11 protein-coding genes are annotated in these 17,547 nt (G+C 34.1%); 1 reads left to right on the top strand and 10 read right to left on the bottom strand.

The window, feature by feature from the left end:
- Window positions 1-105: 105 nt before the first annotated feature.
- The 7 genes from H4J73_RS11140 to H4J73_RS11110 form a co-directional block, all read right to left on the bottom strand.
- Window positions 106-4,467: a hypothetical protein gene (locus H4J73_RS11140; protein ID WP_182223499.1), complete on the bottom strand. Its 4,362-nt coding sequence runs from the start codon at window positions 4,465-4,467 to the stop codon at window positions 106-108.
- Window positions 4,464-6,656 (bottom strand): DEAD/DEAH box helicase, encoded by a 2,193-nt coding sequence (locus tag H4J73_RS11135; protein WP_182223500.1) that lies wholly within the window; start codon window positions 6,654-6,656, stop codon window positions 4,464-4,466. The genes H4J73_RS11140 and H4J73_RS11135 overlap by 4 nt, the downstream gene beginning before the upstream one ends.
- On the bottom strand, window positions 6,653-7,972 hold the full coding sequence (locus H4J73_RS11130) for an ATP-binding protein (protein ID WP_182223501.1): 1,320 nt from the start codon (window positions 7,970-7,972) through the stop codon (window positions 6,653-6,655). Before H4J73_RS11130 ends, H4J73_RS11135 begins: the two co-directional genes overlap by 4 nt.
- Before the next feature lie 7 nt (window positions 7,973-7,979).
- Window positions 7,980-10,142, bottom strand: coding sequence for a TerB N-terminal domain-containing protein (locus tag H4J73_RS20790; protein ID WP_220460673.1), 2,163 nt, complete (start codon window positions 10,140-10,142; stop codon window positions 7,980-7,982).
- A 150-nt stretch (window positions 10,143-10,292) separates the two neighbouring features.
- Window positions 10,293-11,015 carry an NYN domain-containing protein gene (locus H4J73_RS11120; protein WP_182223503.1) on the bottom strand — a complete coding sequence of 241 codons (723 nt, stop codon included), beginning with the start codon at window positions 11,013-11,015 and terminating at the stop codon, window positions 10,293-10,295.
- 168 nt (window positions 11,016-11,183) lie between these two features.
- The gene (locus tag H4J73_RS11115) at window positions 11,184-12,440 is read right to left on the bottom strand and encodes a Y-family DNA polymerase (RefSeq protein ID WP_182223504.1); all 1,257 of its coding nucleotides are present in this window, start codon (window positions 12,438-12,440) and stop codon (window positions 11,184-11,186) included.
- Entirely contained in the window at window positions 12,428-12,841 is a 414-nt protein-coding gene (locus H4J73_RS11110) for a LexA family transcriptional regulator (protein ID WP_182223505.1), read from the bottom strand. The genes H4J73_RS11115 and H4J73_RS11110 overlap by 13 nt, the downstream gene beginning before the upstream one ends.
- A gap of 826 nt (window positions 12,842-13,667) precedes the next feature.
- Here H4J73_RS11110 and H4J73_RS11105 point away from each other — a divergent pair.
- On the top strand, window positions 13,668-14,585 hold the full coding sequence (locus H4J73_RS11105; RefSeq protein WP_182223506.1) for a JmjC domain-containing protein: 918 nt from the start codon (window positions 13,668-13,670) through the stop codon (window positions 14,583-14,585).
- 8 nt (window positions 14,586-14,593) lie between these two features.
- Here the strand turns inward: H4J73_RS11105 and H4J73_RS11100 are convergent, their stop codons facing one another.
- The 3 genes from H4J73_RS11100 to H4J73_RS11090 all read right to left on the bottom strand — a co-directional run bounded on the left by H4J73_RS11100 (window position 14,594) and on the right by H4J73_RS11090 (window position 17,537).
- Window positions 14,594-15,820: a radical SAM protein gene (locus H4J73_RS11100; protein ID WP_182223507.1), complete on the bottom strand. Its 1,227-nt coding sequence runs from the start codon at window positions 15,818-15,820 to the stop codon at window positions 14,594-14,596.
- A 41-nt stretch (window positions 15,821-15,861) separates the two neighbouring features.
- Window positions 15,862-16,224, bottom strand: a complete 363-nt coding sequence (locus H4J73_RS11095) for a hypothetical protein (RefSeq protein WP_182223508.1) — start codon at window positions 16,222-16,224, stop codon at window positions 15,862-15,864.
- Window positions 16,225-16,523: 299 nt separating this feature from the next.
- Complete coding sequence (locus tag H4J73_RS11090; protein WP_182223509.1) at window positions 16,524-17,537, bottom strand: hypothetical protein; 1,014 nt, start codon at window positions 17,535-17,537, stop codon at window positions 16,524-16,526.
- Between the last annotated feature and the right edge of the window lie 10 nt (window positions 17,538-17,547).

The raw sequence follows: 17,547 nt of genomic DNA, 5'->3' as shown, positions 1-17,547 counted from the left end.
CAATCTCAAATACAGCCGAACTATCTTTTCCTGAATATTAGCTTTTTGTTTATTAGTTAACATATCAACTTATGATTCTACCTTTAATATGATTTTTCAAAACTTCTAATGTGCCTTTGGTAATATTGGTGGAGTTAGATTTAAACCGAAAACGCTCAATAAAATATCGCCACTTTTTACTAGATTGTGAGCTAAAGCTTTTTCCTTTAAATACCTAACAACATCTTCAAATGACATCTTTTGGTTGGTTTCTGGGTTTCTCCAGGTTTTTCTGCCGTGATAAGAAAGAAACAAGCAACCAGAGCGACAATTTACATGCCTCAAGTATTGACCTACCAATTGGTTTTCTAGTGCTCTAACTAGTTCTTTTACTGTCCAGTTATCCGCTAATTTTAATTCTATTACTGTTTTTTGATTTCCATCCACAGCATAAAGATGGATATCTGGTCGTTTACTATCAGCTACTTCGCTTTCGCGAGAAACTCTATACATTCCAAAAGAAATATTATCCAATTTATTTGCTAATGAAGACTGAATATCTGATTCTTTTGTCGCCTGAAGCAATAAGTTTCTTTCTGAAAAGTCAGAATGAATAATATCGTGTTCGATATCTTTTAACCTGTCTGTCATTAGATCGAACAACTGCTCTTTACTCTTCGGAAGCTCAGATAAATATTGCTCAATATTATTAATATCTATTTGAGACAACTTGATCTGATCAGCTCTTTTAGCTAATTCCACTCGTAACCATATACGTCCTCTATCTGACACAGCAGCAAGCGAAGGGTTCTTCAATAGTTCACAAAATATCTCTGTTGATTTCTTACAAGGCGTTTGTAAAAGCATTGAAAGTAAATTCTCTCTCCCCCTTTCAGCATCATCACGTGTATTTGGAGTATAACTTCCTTCATGTACCAGATCTTCATCTAAACGAATATACTCATAAGCTATTTTAACTAATTTCCCAAGACATTCAGATTTCTCATCATCATTAACAAATAGTAGTTCTATATCGCTATCTCTCCCGAAGAAAAAAGACAGCATTAAGGTAAAGTGCTTTTTAGGATTTTTTATAGTTTTCAATACTTCAAGGTGAAGGTTTATTGCTTCATAAGAATTAACTAAAAATACTCCTTTTAACCAAACATTAGCTAACTGATGCTCAGGATATTTTTGATAGTATTCTTTACAAATTGAAAGAATGGTCAAATCTACACTCATTTTAAGACTATCTGAGAGAATTTTAAAAATGTAATCTAAAGAATGAAAAGTGATATTTCGATGATCAATTTTTTTGTTTTTCAAATAACTCAACAATCGATTATTTAGTAATAACTTTAGATCATGATTAGAATGATCAATGTCTTGCAACATAGGGATATTCTTTGATTCTGTAGACTGCTCTAATTGAGATGTAAGCTCTCCCCCCAATATTTCCTCTACAGCTCGCGGGTGTTTTAATACTAAGTCTTCAATAAAAGGTGCAAAACCGTTCAATTCCACAGTACTATGTCGCACCGCCTGTTTGGCTTCATTTTCAGATAAAGTAAGAGTCCAGTTTTTATTCTTTGACTCAATATATATACCAACTAAACCATAAATTGAAGTGTAAAGAGTGGAATTCTTGTCTCCCTTTGCCTTTTCACTCCAAAGCAAAGGGCTTTGAGTACGCCAATAATGTTTAAATGATGCCTTTGCCTTCTGAGAAATGTTTTTATTAAAAATTTTACTTAAGAGGGTCGAACTCCAACGATCATATTCGTTTCCAGCTTTATTAACTGAACTCAATACAGACCAAAAATTGCGAATTGTATGCTCTATTTCATCACTTTCAAAATGAAGATTTGGTTCATTTAATAGACTTAGACGCCACTCTTTCCAGCCTTCAATCCTAGATTTTTCTTTTACTTTATTAGCTACAACCCACTTTTCATGCTCTAAATCATATTCATCCTTTTCAACCTTTTTAGGCTTTTGTGATTCATCCCATATATTAGTTAGCACTTTATCGATAGATACTGCACTTGATATTTGTTCAGTTACTCCACTTGTATTCTTAATGGATATATCAAGCCAAATTAAATTATAAAGAGCTATAATTTTTCTATGTATATTTTCATGATTTACCGATTTTAATAACCAATCGATATCATTTTCATTTAAATAATCGATAACCCCTAAAGAAAAAATTTGACTAGCACGATGGTATTTATCTTTAGATGGGTATATTTCATCAATAATATCTAAGGATTGCCAAAAAGCTTCTTCTTTAAAATGAGTAGATAAAAAAGTTTTTAGTTCTTTAATGCTCTCACGTACTGATCCGCTACGAGAATTGTAAATAATAGAAATTGTTGCTATTTTTATTAGTTCAGTTTTATCAAAAGTTAAGTTTGACTTGAACAGTTGAAGTGATAAATAAGCTAATTGTGATGTATAGTCACTAAACTTGCTTTTAATATCATGGATTCTGCATTTCTCTACTCGGTTTGACACAATGAGAAATGCTAATTGTTTAGCCAAGCAAAAATGTTTTTCCGTAAAATTATTTATGTTTTTAAATACACTTGAAAGTGCAAAAGCTAATCGATTATAACTGTGAGTTTCTTTAGACTCTTTATTATTGTTTTCAATTAGTGAAATAAGCTCCTGTTCACACAGAAAACTAGGATATAACTCTGGCAATATATTTCGAATGTAATCCGCAGACCAGTTTCCTTCTCCTTTAATCAATTGATCTTTTAACTTAATTAAAGAATGGCTGTCTTCACATGCAGTCAACCCATAAACGGACAATGTTCTTAAATAGGAAGAGTTACTCTCATCAAAAACAATACTTGCTAGTATATTTTTATATTGCGTGAGTGGGCTATTTCGAATTAGCTCAATTAAAAGGCTTTTGGCGTCTTCACTTTTAGGGCCGGAATCCCCCCAACATTCAGTTATAGTATCGGCTAATTCAGGACATGATAATCGGATTATTTGAGACTTATTTAAATTAACACCATATTCTTTTCCATCTCCATATCTATCGATAAAACATCGAATTATTCGAGTTTTTTGTTCCAAATTGAATGAACTAGGATCACCTTCATTAATCAAAGCTTCTGGCTCCACTTTGAGCAACTCATTGAAAATACGTTCATTCCATAAAGATAACCATGCTGCAATGGGTTTCATAAATGGGATTACTAATTTGTAATCGTATAACTTAGAAAACAGCAGGCTAGATAACTTCCTATAAGAAAGTCCTTTAGATAAAAGGATATTTAGTCGTTTCGCGGCTAAATACTCTTGAATAGATCGATGATGAAACTTAACTCTGCCATAGGTAGCGGGATCAAATATAGCTTTACGGAATAATGCTGATTGTTTGTCTCTAGTCCAGTAATTCAAAGCATCAATGGAGCTGATTTCGATAATGTTAGTATCATTGCTAATATCATTGTGGGTGCATAAGCTTCTTGAGCGAAATAAGCTCATATTTAGAGCTATGATTCCAAGAGCATCTAAAGACTCCTTTTCATTTAAAGTACTACTATCCGTTCTTTCTGAATATGTTTCTTTTAGCTTTGATTTCAAATCAGCTTCATGTTGATTCTGAAGACTTAGTAGCTCCCCATGCTCTTTCCATGTCAAAGCCAATCCTTCTAGATCTAATGGTCTTGAAGCAAACCCTTGTAAATCGAACCGATTAATTGTTCGAATAAATTCATCAGGGTCAGTGACTCCTAAATATTGTGAATATAGTTTAATTTGAACGTTGTTAAGAGGTGCTAAAGATACAATAGTTATAGGCTCATAACTGTCATCATCTTCTGAAATATTTTCACTTTCAATACTAGGCGATGATTCACCTTTTTCCATTAGCTTTATAAAATACTCTTCAGGAGAAAGTAGAGCAAACTCATCTTCATCCTCTTCACTAATATCACCAATAATTACTTTTTTCGGTAATGGTAACCATTTTCTTAATGTTGTCATATCAATAAACTTACGCCAGTCACTAGGACGACAGGAGATTATGACATTTATACGTGCTATATCATTTTCAATTGCATTAAAAAAATGACGAATAGCTATATCTATTTTACCTTCTTTTAATTTTAGTTCGTCAACAGCATCTAGGAAAAAATATGCTTCTTTTTCCTTATTGGTTTGCCAAGAGCGAAACAAAGTTCTTTTATTTGGTGGAAAAAGAGAGGATAAGTCATCTGTGTCAATGGACTCCAAAGGTAAAAAAAACGCATTTCCGCCTTTTTTGCATATTTTCTCTACTTGTTCTTCCATTTCTTTAGTCTTACCAGAGCCAGCTTCAGCAAGAAGTAAAACAAGTGAGTGTTGAAGTAACCATTCCCAATTTTTGGATTCATCATCTGATAACTCAGTAAAGTAATTCGATTCTTTTAAATCTAAAGTATTTTCATTAAGCTCATTGAATGTTCGGTCTAGATCAATGTAATTCATAGAGATTTCATCCATTGAAAAGTTGATTCAACATCAAACGCTCGGCAACCATAACCGACATTTAATAACTCTTCAGGTAAAAACTCATCATATTTTTCTATTTTCTTTTCAACAACCAATTTAGCCAACTCCGTATTTGATGACGTGCACTGTTTACTCAACTCTTTTATACAGGACACTATGCTTTCAGCATTTGATTTTTCTACTTCTATGACACCTGCATAAGCTCCAGCTACAAAACCTTTTTGTGTGAGTAAAGCAACGAGAGTATTGACAACTTTATCGCCCATCCATGTAAATATGCATGTGCTATTTCCATGTTGGAGGATTGATATGCCCTTTAAATTTGAATGATTGAAATAATCTATTGCTTCACCAAATAAAGCTTTCGCCTTAGTATCAATAAAGTCTATTTTTTGATTTCCCACTGAAATTCGATAATCCCCCTCACTTAGAATTTTGAACATTTCCTGCCTGACTTTGTCATGAATAGACATTCCTTCACCGCCAAACTTTGGAGGTTTGCCTCCTTTTGTTTTTTCAACACGAATAACTTTGTTATCGGGATCAACATCAATGACTTTCCATCTTCTACCACTAAAAATTATATGTTGACCTTCAAGGATAAGAGAATCTACAGGTAAGGTTCCCAATGATTTGTTGCCAACCAAAACCCTATACTCTTCAGGCGTTTTAAAGACAGCATAAAATGAATAGTGGCCGACTAAACGTTCACCTAATATTCCTAACACTAACTCTCCACTCGAAAGCTGAGTTAAAAGTTCTACTTTACCCATATGGCTCAACAACATTTTGAATTGTTGAATAGATGTATGTTGAAATGGTCCATTCTTGCATAATAATTCAAAAAGTTGATCTGCTCTAACTCCTCCCCATTGCCCTGTCGTTGCAAGAACTTGATGCAGTAAGGTCGAAAAGTGCATTAAAGTGTCATCTGCTGGCTCAAACCATTTACTTTCAATTAGTAACCTAATCATCGCTAACGACTGAATTAACTCCAGCCGCAAGCAATCAACTATATTCGATTTTTCACTTAGCTCATTTTCAGCTATTAACATACGTAGAATAGCTGGAGATCCTCTTCTTCCTGATCGCCCCATTCTCTGACGTAAGCTAGATACAGAATGAGGAGCCGTGACTTGTACAACAGAATTTACTTTTCCAATATCAATACCTAACTCAAGTGTCATGGTACACACCGCTGTTGTTGGTAACGTTTCTTTTTGAAGACGAGCTTCTAACTCCTCTCTTATTTCCTTAGATAACGAGCCATGATGAGGATAGAACTCATTAGGTACAATATTCTGCTCACAAAAATCAGTAAGCTGCGCAGCAATGCTTTCTGTTCTTTTTCTACTATTAGCAAAGACTAAATGAGAGCCTCCACGACACAAGTCATATACCTTTTTACATATTTCATATTCAGCAGTATCTCGATTATCATCAGCTTTAAGGTCAAGAGGCTCAACATATCCTTGAACTTGTACTTTAAATGTAGATTGGCTTTTTGTACTCGTGATTATGTCGCAAGACAATGCCTGATTAGGGCGAAGTAGATGTGGAACTTTATCTAACTCTCCTAATGTTGCGCTTAAAGCAACACGAGGAATTGGATTATTATACCTTCCCAATAGGTGCTCTATCCTATTAAGAATAGAAAGAAGGTGGTGCCCGCGCTCTGAGCCCATGAAAGCATGGAATTCATCAATAACAATATATTTTAAATTCGAAAATGCCTGCTTAGTCCACCCAGCCTCTCTTACCAATAATGATTCAAGGGACTCTGGTGTTATAAGCAAGATCCCTGACGGTTTCTTCTTCGCTTTTGATTTCTTAGATTGAGGGCTATCGCCATGCCATGGAGTAACTTCCATATCTAGCATTTCAGATAGGCTTTCTAAACGCCTATATTGATCGTTAATTAATGCTTTTAGAGGACTTATGTAAAGAATACCGAAACCATCATCTAAATCGGCTATAGCGCTACAGGCTGGTAAAAAAAAAGCCTCAGTCTTCCCTGCTGCTGTTGAAGCACTGATTAATACATCTGTCTTACCTTCCAAAATCGGAAGAATGGCTTTTTTCTGAATTTCTCTTAAGTCAGGCCAACCTTGTTTAAATAGCCACTTCTGTACTCTAGTATCCAGATGTTTATATGCATCCATCATAAAGAAAAGTTAGCCAACCCATCAGCGCTTTCTTCAGTTTCACTTTCAACATCTAATGTCATATCACTGGGTTGCTCTTCTTCAACAGACAACTTTTTAATCAATTCAGACCACTCAATTGAAGGGTTTTGTTCGAGTACAGCCAACATATCCAGAAAGGTTTTTATCGTATTTCTCGGTGTTCTAAAATAAGCGTCCCCTATTGTCTGACTACAGTGATGCAAAAAAGATTTTAGTGCATCGTCAGGAATAAGGTAGTTGGCGCTATCACCACCAGCAAAGACATGTCTTAAGTTTTTTAAAAGTATGTATAGTTCTTCTGGTGTCAAACTAGCTAAATGAAGTGCTGGGGATGAGTAGTCTATTACTCCTGCTCTCTGCGCAAAAGTGTTTTCGGCTAGTCGAGACTGAAGCGCTTCATAACTATATAACCCTTTTCTTGGGTCTAACAAGAATTCTGGCGTACCTCCTAGTAAGAACCCTATATATTCAGCACTTCCTTGTAAGCAATCATTCAAAATCCTTAGAATCTGTTCATAGTTTGATGTGCGAGCTTGGGTGCTACTTAGCTTATATAAATTAACCATTTCATCCAAGTTAACGAGCAGTCCTTGATATCCTGCCTGACGCACAAACAAGCTAAGTAGTTTCAATGCATCATAAAATGAAGCATCTGAAATGATGGTTCTAACACCAAGATCCTTTCTTGCATCTGTTTTAGTTGCATATTCTGCTCGTAACCAGCGAATGGCATTAGACTTTAGCAATTCATTACCTTGCTCGTGTCCATTCCAATATGCTTCGATCACTTTAGCAAAATCATAACCACCAACTAGCTCAGATAATAGTGATAACCGTTCATGAATAATATCTGTTACGCTCTCTTCTTTTGCATCAGCCTCTTTACATGCTTCGGTAATAAAGCGTTCAACTACACTGGTGAGCGCGTTACCATCCGGCTTGTTACGAGTTGATAAGTTTCTCATCAATTCAGAATAAAGATTTCTGGCTTGACCTGATGATGCCTGAATGCGTCTATCCGGAGATAAATCAGCATTTACGGTTACAAGTTTTTTTTCTAGCGCAATAGAGCGAACAACACTTAAGAAGAAGGTCTTTCCTGAGCCGTATTCGCCAATAATCAATCTAAAGGCTGAGCCACCATCACAAATTTTTTCAATGTCTTTATAAAGGGCTTCAAGTTCCTTTGAGCGTCCTACTTGAATATGTTGAATTCCAATTTTAGGAGTTACGCCTGACTTCAAAGATTGAATAATGGCATCTTTCTCTTTTGCTCTAATACGTTTTTGAGACATTACTAACTTATCCTTTTAATTCTTCAACAATTTCAAGATCTACATAAATATCATCATCATCTTCAAGCACTGGGGCATCAACGACATCAAACGACCAATCATTAATTGTTTCAATTGCTCCATCGACCATTAATCCCAACTTCTGACAAAGTTCCATCACTTCTTTTCTGGCCCATTGATCTTTCACAATAAGCTCTTGATACAGGGTATTATGAGAAGTGTCTAACATACTGGCAGTCTGGTCAGAGGTTGCTAATATTTTTTCTTCTTTCTGAGGCGGCTCTTCGTCAATAAATATAGATCCAAGCATACTTTGAACTTCAGATGTTTCAGACTCATGTAAGGCCAATAACTCCTCATCTAAAGTAAACCCTGTTTTATCTAATGTTCTTGACTGTTCTTTTGCTACTAAACTTGAAGATTTACTTGAAGAAACATTATGAATGTCACTAGTCACAAGTGATTTGTCTAAACCTAAAGCTACGTATAACTTTTCTAATTGTTTAATTTCTGAAGGGTCTATTTTTCCATCCGCTAATGCTACAGTGAGTAAAATGTGACTAACAACTGATTTTGCTTTGGTATCCAACTTCTCTAATCGTGCTTTTAAACCATTCATATTGGCAGGAGAATTTAACCTCCATGTTAGGTACGCATGTAGTGATTTTTTCTCTGTAGGTGATATTTTGATATCATGATTGATAAGTTGATGGAGTACATTCAATTCATCTTCATCTAAGTGAGAATCAATATTTGCGACCATTGCCCCTAGACGAAGTGCCATGCCAATTTCATTAAAAGCTTTAGATGGTTCGAAATACTCGCCATGCCCTTCAGTAAATAGTACTAATTTACCGTCAAGTGAAGGCTTTGCATTGTGATATCTTGAATCAGGCGCTATTCCAAAACCTGCTTTTGTAGAAATGTTTTGAATTAACTCTAGTTCTTTCTTATTTATTTTTTCAGGTAGAGATATTCCCATTTGTGCCCAAAAATCTGATACAGAAACTAAACCAGCGTCATTTTGAATAGCTGCATTAGCCCAGATTTTAAAATTACTTATAAACGATGATGAATTCTCGTTAATTAATTCGTCTGGTAATAATAAAATTGCAGCAACATCATTGCTAGAAGTACCTTTCTTACCTAGGTAACGGCTATATGCCTCTAATTCATCAGTGCATGCATCAGCAATTGTAATTAGCTTTTTAGTTGGCCCTTTAAGCATACTCGGATCTGGAAGTTCTTTTTGATCTATCGTTATGCCACTAATAGTATTGCTAGCAGGCCAATATTGGATATCTAGCTTTGTTTTATTAGGCTTGACTACAAAACCTTCAACATATTTCTCTACATATTTAGATTTAAATAATTGAGCAAACTTATCATTACATCTACGCGCTGGTGTTCTCAATGAATATTCAGGGTAGTAATGAGTCCACGCAAGAGCGATCTCTGGTGAGATCGGCTCTCCCTTAGAAACAGAGGTAGCAAGGTTGAATTTGAATAATAATGAATTATTGTTTAACGAATAATCTTCAGAAGATAGATATACAATTTCAGGTCTAACTAAGCACATTAATTCAAGCAAGCGACTCGCATAATTTGAGAAGGAACGACTATCCCCATAAATACTCTTTAACCTTAATACTTCGTTGAATATCGCTTTATATTCAATATCATCAACTGTACCTTGGGCTGCATCGACCGTGACTCGTCTTTCAATACCATAAAAATAAATAAACACATAGCCAATAGAAGTAGCTGGGTCATTTCGGCTACTGAATAGCCAGTCAATGTAAGCCCCTCTAGCCTTTGGAGATAAGGTTATATACTTTGGCCAATATCCCAAACTGTCATCAGCAAATAAGTAATTGGTGTCTTCAACTTTAAGGGTATCATCAACTAGTGATGCTTCAGTTTCTTGGTTGCTAAAGTAACTAGAATCAGTATCTAAAGCTTTTAATATACCGCCATAGTATAAATTCCCTTTGGACAAAACTTTGCCATTTATTTCTACAGTCTCATTCTCACTAATCCATCTACCGGGTGATTTATTTTTACTTTCTTCTTCTTCATAACCATGAGAAATAGTAAATGTAGCTAAATTGTCATCATCTTCTATGTTTCTATTCGAAGAATGAACTTGAGGAGAATTTTGTGTTATCACAGTTTTAGTCCTAGGACTTTTAGTTTGAACTTTGCTCTTAGGCTTTGAGCTACTGAATATTTTATATATAACAAAACATATACCAATGAAAATTAATATCCCCACATTTACCTCCTAAAATACATTAAATTATATGTTCATAAGTCAGCACTAAGCTGTTTCACTTTGTTTAACTCTTTTCTTATCTCGAACCCAAGTAATTGAGCCATTAGTTTGCTTCATTTCAAATAAATCTATTGAAGCAAATAAATCACTAACTTTTTTAAACCCATAGTTTCTTTGATCAAAAGAAGCATGATTGGATATATGGTTACCTATAGAACTTAAGTTAGCCCACCCATCATTATCCTCAGAAGCTTCTATAGCTTGGCGAAGCATATTCATGAGTTTCGTATCACTTTTTATGCTCGGTTTACGCTTTTGGCGTGGTTTTTCATCTGTTTCTATATCATCCAGGAAGAGAAACTTTGAACAACTATTCACAAATGCCATTGGAGCCTTACGTTCACCAAAGCCTATAACGAACTTGCCATCAGCTAATGCGCGAGTAACGAGTGGAGTGAAATCACAATCAGATGAAACAAGACAGATAGTATCTACATCTTTTGTATACAGAATATCCATCGCATCAATAACTAGTGCAATATCACTGGCATTTTTTCCTTTAGTCAGATCAAATTGTTGGATAGGTTGAATAGCGTATTCATGAAGAACATCTTCCCATGGCTTAATACATGGGCTTTTCCAATTGCCATACGCTTTGCGGATATTAACAACACCGTACCTAGCAAGTTCAGATAATACGATGTCAATTTTAGCTGCGGGAGCATTATCAGCATCGATAAATAATGCAATTTTTTCCTTATCTTTCAAAACGTGATTCCTTTTCAACGTATCGGACTTTTTTCCATTAGTACATTTATGCCATACCCTCATGAAATAGCAATATTTTTCCTAAGAATATAGATAGATACATTATTTTAGAATAACTTTACTCTGATTATTAACGATCTTTTAATAACAAACTAAATGTCCTTATTATCAGCAAATAATTTTCGGGATATCTGACCATTTGCTGGTATACCCAGGCGAGAGGAAACTTCGCCTCATCTCCCATTTTTTCGCTTGCCCTGCTGCTGCTATTTCTACCATTCCGTTGCCGTATCTATTATTTATATGATCATAGCATTGCATTAGCTCTGGATTATTTACACTAGAATTAAACATATCATGTTGCTGAAACCGACTATTTTCCAATTCAATAGCACCAACGCCACACCGATAAAAACTTACACCATTTAAAAATATTTGATTAAAAACAAATGAAATACCTTCCGCGATTTTTAATGTGTTATCAGTCGCAACTGGAAATTCATAAATAAGTGACTTTTTATAATAATAATCATCATGAGGTGAGCTTGAAGCAAACACTAACAGACGTTTTATGAGGGAACGCTGCTTTCTTACTTTGCGAGCAACAATACAGGCATGGCTTGTAATCGCTGCTTTAAGTGAATTATATTCTGTAATTCTTTGCCCAAAACTCCTTGTAGAGAAGATCTCTTTTTTATCTTGTCTAACTTCATCCCAAGACATGCAAGGAACACCATTCAATTCATTCACTGTCCGCTCAACAACTACAGAAAACTGGCTTCGCATTTCTTTGGGTGATTGAATAGATAATTCCCATGCGGTTTTTATTCCTAGAATATTAAGGCGTTTACCCAACTTTGAGCCGATGCCCCACACATCAGTTAAAGACATTTTTTCTAAAATTTCTTTTCGTGAACGATCATCATTAATAACAGCGACACCGTTGTACCCTGATAACTTTTTAGCAGCATGGTTGGCCGCTTTAGCTAATGTTGGTGTAGTTCCAAAACCAACACCTACAGGAAGTCGTGTTTCTTTCCATACGGCACGTCTTATTTCATGACCATACTGATGCCAATCTTTAATTAGAGAATCATAATTTTTAAAATGAAGAAAGGATTCATCAATAGAATAAACATACTGATTATCACAAAAGCGACCAACCACGTTCATCATTCTTTCACTTAAATCGGCATACAGTTCATAGTTTGATGAACGAACAACAACACCATGCTTTTGTAGCAACAACTTTACCTTAAAGTAAGGTTCAAACTTAGGTATACCGAGCCTTCTGGCAATTGGACAAACCGCACAAATGCAGCCATCGTTATTAGTTAAAACGACAACAGGTTTTTTTCTTATGCTTGGATCAAAGACTTTTTCAGCGCTCGCATAGTAAGAAACAGCATCGACTAATGCATACATGCTAATAGTTCTCTTAACTTTCGATGAAGTCGAAATGAGCAGGTAACAACACCTTCCAATTGAAATTCATCTTCAGGTGAGATTGTAACTGGCTGATATTTTGGTGAAGCGGAAAGCAACCTAGCATATTTTTTATCTATATATTTACATGTAAAGCAACCATTGTAATTCGCAACAATTACATCACCATCTTTCACATTTTCTGATCTATCTACCAATAACAAGTCACCATCAAAAATTCCAGCTTCAATCATTGACTCACCTTGCGCTAAACCAAAAAATGTAGCGTCAGGGTTTGAAATCAAAAGCTTATCTAAAGATAAACCGAGTTCTTTATATTCTGCTGCGGGAGATTCAAAACCAGATATTCCGGCTTGAATCAAGATAGGTATAAATTTCATTAAAATATTACCACCAAACTATACTGTACATAAATACAGTATAGTTTGATCAGAGTATATTTGAAAGGATCAGGTTACTAAATATGCATGATTAAAATATCAGCTTCACTGATAATGATAAAATAGAAAATACACTGCAAAGCAGTGCTGTAATTGAATATAGGGATAATTACATCAAACCTGCCAGTCATTATCAATCAACACGGCCAGCGAATAACATTAGGTTTGACAGTAATAAGATCACTTAGCAAAAGTGTGCTCTAGTAGTATTCAAAGATGACTGCTCTACCAAAACCCAAATACTTTGCCACTGTAAAATGTAATTAAGTGGCATTGATGAGAGAGGTTTTCCAATATAGATAACTTGATATAATAACGCTCACTACTAGTTGACCTAAATTTGTGGAAAGATTAATGTATTCTAACCAATTAACAAATTGTGCAATTCTAGTCGAACGCTAACCTTAAAAAACTATAAGAGAAAACTAGGATTGAGGATACTAGTTAATTATATACTTCAAGTATTTGTAAGTTTTTACAGACTAATTAGGAGATTAATATTAATTATTCGTTACGAGATATTTTAGGATTAGACTTAACAGAGTTTCAAAAAAAAATTTTTGAAAATAATTTTTACCTTCATACTAATGAGGTTTATTCCCAATCAAAGCCATTATTAAGTGTCGAGGAGTTTGAGAATATTTTAGAGTTCTCCTCTTTTTCCCAAGATGATATTAAAGTTGTTAAAAATGGAGATATTATACCTATATGCGAATTTATTGATGATATTGGAAAAGTTAGTATTTTAGATTTGAGAAGAGCATACATGAGTGGCTCGTCTATAATTCTCCACAGTTTAGAAAGGTACTCTGAACCTGCTAAAAGAATTTGTGAGTCTTTGAGGAAAGAACTTAGCTCTCACATTCAAATCAATGCTTACTTAACCCCACCAAACTCTCAGGCACTTAACGCTCATCATGATTCACATGATGTTATAGTTATTCAAGCATTCGGAACCAAAGATTGGTATATACACGGTAAAGGTGCAGACTTGCCATTAAGTCATGCTGAATATAATATAAAAGACATCAGTAAGTTTGATAAAACTAGCGCACTTAAAATGCAAGAAGGTAACGCGCTATATATACCTAGAGGATGGGTTCATCAAGCAATTGCTTCCGAAGCAGTGGCTTCTTTACATATAACTATTAGTATTCATCCTAAAACATACAGTGATCTATTGTTTAAAGCACTTCAAATATCATTATTAGAAAATTCTGACTTAAGGAAAGCGTTACCGTTAGGCTGGATGAATTCGAGTAAAGCAAAAATTGAAATAACTCAATTTCTAAATGGAATTGAAAAACAATTTTTTTCTGATGAACTACATAAAAAATCACTGATCATTACAGAACATCAACACAATGCAAAGTCATCATTAATAGGGGATAGGCGACATTTCAAAACAGTTTCCAAATTTGAAAGCATTAATTTAGAAACTGAATTAATTACTTTGGATAATGCTACTTACAATATAAGTCATACTCCTCAAAGAAATACAATTAATGTATGGTTCGAAAATAGTGAATTTGAATTATCAAATGCATATGTTAATGCGTTGGAGTTTGTTCTAAATCAAAAAGAGAAATTTACTGTTTTAGATATTCCAATTTTGGACGACTTAGAAAAAATAAGCTTTGCTAAAGAGTTAATTATAAAAAGCTGCTTAAATATCGTAAATTAACTTTGTTATTAGTTGTCACCAAAGGGCAATAGCGCGATTGGAAATTTATTTTTCACTAGTAATTTTTCTAAACTTTGATAGTAAATTTTGTAAGCATTACAATATATTGAAGGATTATTAAAACCATCTTTAGTACTAAATCTATTTTCCATATCTCCGCCACCACACACTTTTAACCACTTACAAGAAAAACATTCTTTTGAAGGAGAATTGATGATGTATTCAATTTCATCAAAAACAGAGTCATGCAAAAACTCAAGCATTATTTTTTCTTTCGTATTGATTTCAGGGGTAGTTCTATACCAATTCAAAGCAGGTATAAACGAATCATTCACTGCTATTTTTCCGTTACTTTGAGCAACTAATATTTGATTTTTTGATGCTTTTTGAGCTGGTGATCTAGATACGTGGATATTATAAAAAGGAAGAACATCTTCAATATGGCGGATAGTAACTTCGGGATTATCCTCAATCAACCACTCTTCAAACACATCAAACATTGCCCTCCCACAACCATCAATGAAATTCTTATCTGTCAAAGTATCTACATTATTATCTGGTAATAAAAAAGACATTTCGATTATTCCTAGAGAACGTAGGAACTTATACACTTTATGATAATCATTCATTGGATCGATTACAGAAATGGTGGAGAGCTTTAATTTTGAACTCAACGATTTTGAAGAATTAATAGTCAAAATATTTTTGACTATTATGTCAAAAGTTGAACTGCCGTCCTTGTTAAGCCTATATCGGTCATTAGCTTCCCTATATCCATCTATACTAAACCCAACATTTATCTCATATTCTTCAAATATTTCTATCCAGTCTTTATTTAATATTGTTCCATTTGTTTGAATAGATAAGGTTAAGTGAGCAAACTTTGAAATAGCATCATTCAATATTTTACAAATACTTTTAAAACGCTTAATAGGCAGCAACATAGGCTCCCCACCATGGAATGAGATATCCACATTTTTAATATTTAATTCTACACAACCTTTAGCGATCCAAATAGCTATACTAATCGCATTATCGAAACTTACTATACTAGGCCGTGATAAAGCTGATTCGTCCCCCATATTGAAATAATAACAATATGAACAATTTATATTACATCTTTCTACTACCTTGAATATTATTTGCAGCCTATCAATACTTTGAACTCGTTCTTTTCCTGTTAATATATCAATGCTTTGAGGAAATGATGGATAGTTTGTGACGTTTATTTCCATTTATAAAATAATCCTTATAAGACTGACTAGTTTAGTCAAAGTTATCCTTTATTTAATACACCAGCTCTTATCATTCTTTCTAGTTTTTCAAAATCTATTGCGTCTGGATTTATATTACTTAGCCCTGGATCAATATTTATCAAGTCAGAATTCACAACTCTCTTAGATTGCGTGTAGTCTCCGCCTCCGGTTTGTTTATAGTTCCCTCCTCCTGATTGATTATAGTTTCCCTTACCTTGATTATAACTACCACTTTGGCCGTATTTGCCTATTCCACCTATTCCACCAAGTTCATTAGGTGATATCAAACCTGATATGATGGCTTTACCTATAGCCTCTTTTAGGTTTTTTTCAATAATTTTGTCTTCCGAATCATTATTATTTATATTGCTTTCATCACTCATTTTGTTCTCCTTTTATGATTGAGTAATCAATATTCTGTCAAACAGATTAATTGTCAACCAATAATTGTACTTATTTTAACCCAATGTAATGCTGTAACTATATAAAATCAAATAGTATCCATGTGTTATATCTAATAAATCAGTTAGTTAATTAGGAATAAAACATAAATGAGTATCTTGATTTATTCGTTACATATTTGAAAACTAATTATCTTCAGTTAAAATCAATGCCATAAATAAAGCCAACATCAGTGTAAGCAATGGATTTAAAGTGATAAGAAATTTTGATCAATTTCACTTTAAAAAAATGAAAATGCTTTACCGACAAATATTCCAAAAGTGAAATCATCATCCAAAGTAGTCCATCCTAAATTAATCCCTCCAACAAATTGCTTATCTGAGCTTGTAAATAGAAATACAGGTATATCTACACCGAATTCATCCGACTTATCATCGAAATTTATACTTGGGCTAATAGAGAATGACTTAAATGATTTTCTATAATGAAGAGAAATAATATTCTTACTTTCTTTAATTGGAGTGCCTATTGATCCAGATATGCAAGAAACAAAATCATTGGTTGAGTTTGGAGGGCATTTGATATCATTATCTGCATCTTTATACGACTCTTCTCGCTTTAGTTCTAATGCCCAAACAGAATCTAGAGTTTCAAATAAACCGATGTAGCCACTGATTGACCAACCATATTTGGTTTCATCATTTTTTTTAAATGTATTCTCATCTAAATAATCCATTTTCTTACTACCATAAGTAGCTGTTCCCCCCCAGAAAATGGTGGGTGTCTTACCCCAAGCTTTTGAGTTTATTTCTAATAACTGCTTTAATACTTCAGGATTATCATCATATTTAGCGATTAAATCATTTAATGCGCAGCCTTCATCAGTTTTTAGATTTAATTCATTTTGAATTTTTTCACAAGATGTCTTTAAATCAATTAAAGAAACAGTTGGCTTTGCAAACAATGTTCTCTTGTAATTCAATGTCACCTTATTATATTTAGCTAACCCATCTAAGTTAGCTAAATCTGTATTTCCATCTGAATCTGCTGGAACAGAAAATACCGTAGTAAAAACAGATTGTGGAGAGCTTATACCCCATTTAAGACTTACTCGTTTATCCTTTTCTCCAGCAGTTAACTCGAATGAACTACCACTGCCAGAGGTAATATTATCGACCTTAGCTTGTCCAACCGAATTTAGTGCATTACCCAAAGACACAGCATCACTATCTGCTGCATAATTTGGGAGTGATATTAAAGAAATGATAAAACCTATTGATATTCCATGTTTCATTATTAATCCT

It is taken from the genome of Colwellia sp. MB3u-41, assembly GCF_014076845.1.
In the GTDB taxonomy this organism is placed as follows: domain Bacteria; phylum Pseudomonadota; class Gammaproteobacteria; order Enterobacterales; family Alteromonadaceae; genus Colwellia_A.
The sequence above is the reverse complement of the archived record's forward strand: the minus strand, read 5'-3'. Positions and strand labels throughout refer to the sequence as shown.

What these genes read in the sequence shown, in the direction of transcription:
- H4J73_RS11140 (WP_182223499.1), bottom strand. Translation starts at nt 4,467, where the DNA reads ATGAATTACATTGATCTAGACCGAACATTCAATGAGCTTAATGAAAAT.
- H4J73_RS11135 (WP_182223500.1), bottom strand. Translation starts at nt 6,656, where the DNA reads ATGATGGATGCATATAAACATCTGGATACTAGAGTACAGAAGTGGCTA.
- H4J73_RS11130 (WP_182223501.1), bottom strand. Translation starts at nt 7,972, where the DNA reads ATGTCTCAAAAACGTATTAGAGCAAAAGAGAAAGATGCCATTATTCAA.
- H4J73_RS11115 (WP_182223504.1), bottom strand. Translation starts at nt 12,440, where the DNA reads ATGTATGCATTAGTCGATGCTGTTTCTTACTATGCGAGCGCTGAAAAA.
- H4J73_RS11110 (WP_182223505.1), bottom strand. Translation starts at nt 12,841, where the DNA reads ATGAAATTTATACCTATCTTGATTCAAGCCGGAATATCTGGTTTTGAA.
- H4J73_RS11105 (WP_182223506.1), top strand. Translation starts at nt 13,668, where the DNA reads ATGAGTGGCTCGTCTATAATTCTCCACAGTTTAGAAAGGTACTCTGAA.
- H4J73_RS11100 (WP_182223507.1), bottom strand. Translation starts at nt 15,820, where the DNA reads ATGGAAATAAACGTCACAAACTATCCATCATTTCCTCAAAGCATTGAT.
- H4J73_RS11095 (WP_182223508.1), bottom strand. Translation starts at nt 16,224, where the DNA reads ATGAGTGATGAAAGCAATATAAATAATAATGATTCGGAAGACAAAATT.
- H4J73_RS11090 (WP_182223509.1), bottom strand. Translation starts at nt 17,537, where the DNA reads ATGAAACATGGAATATCAATAGGTTTTATCATTTCTTTAATATCACTC.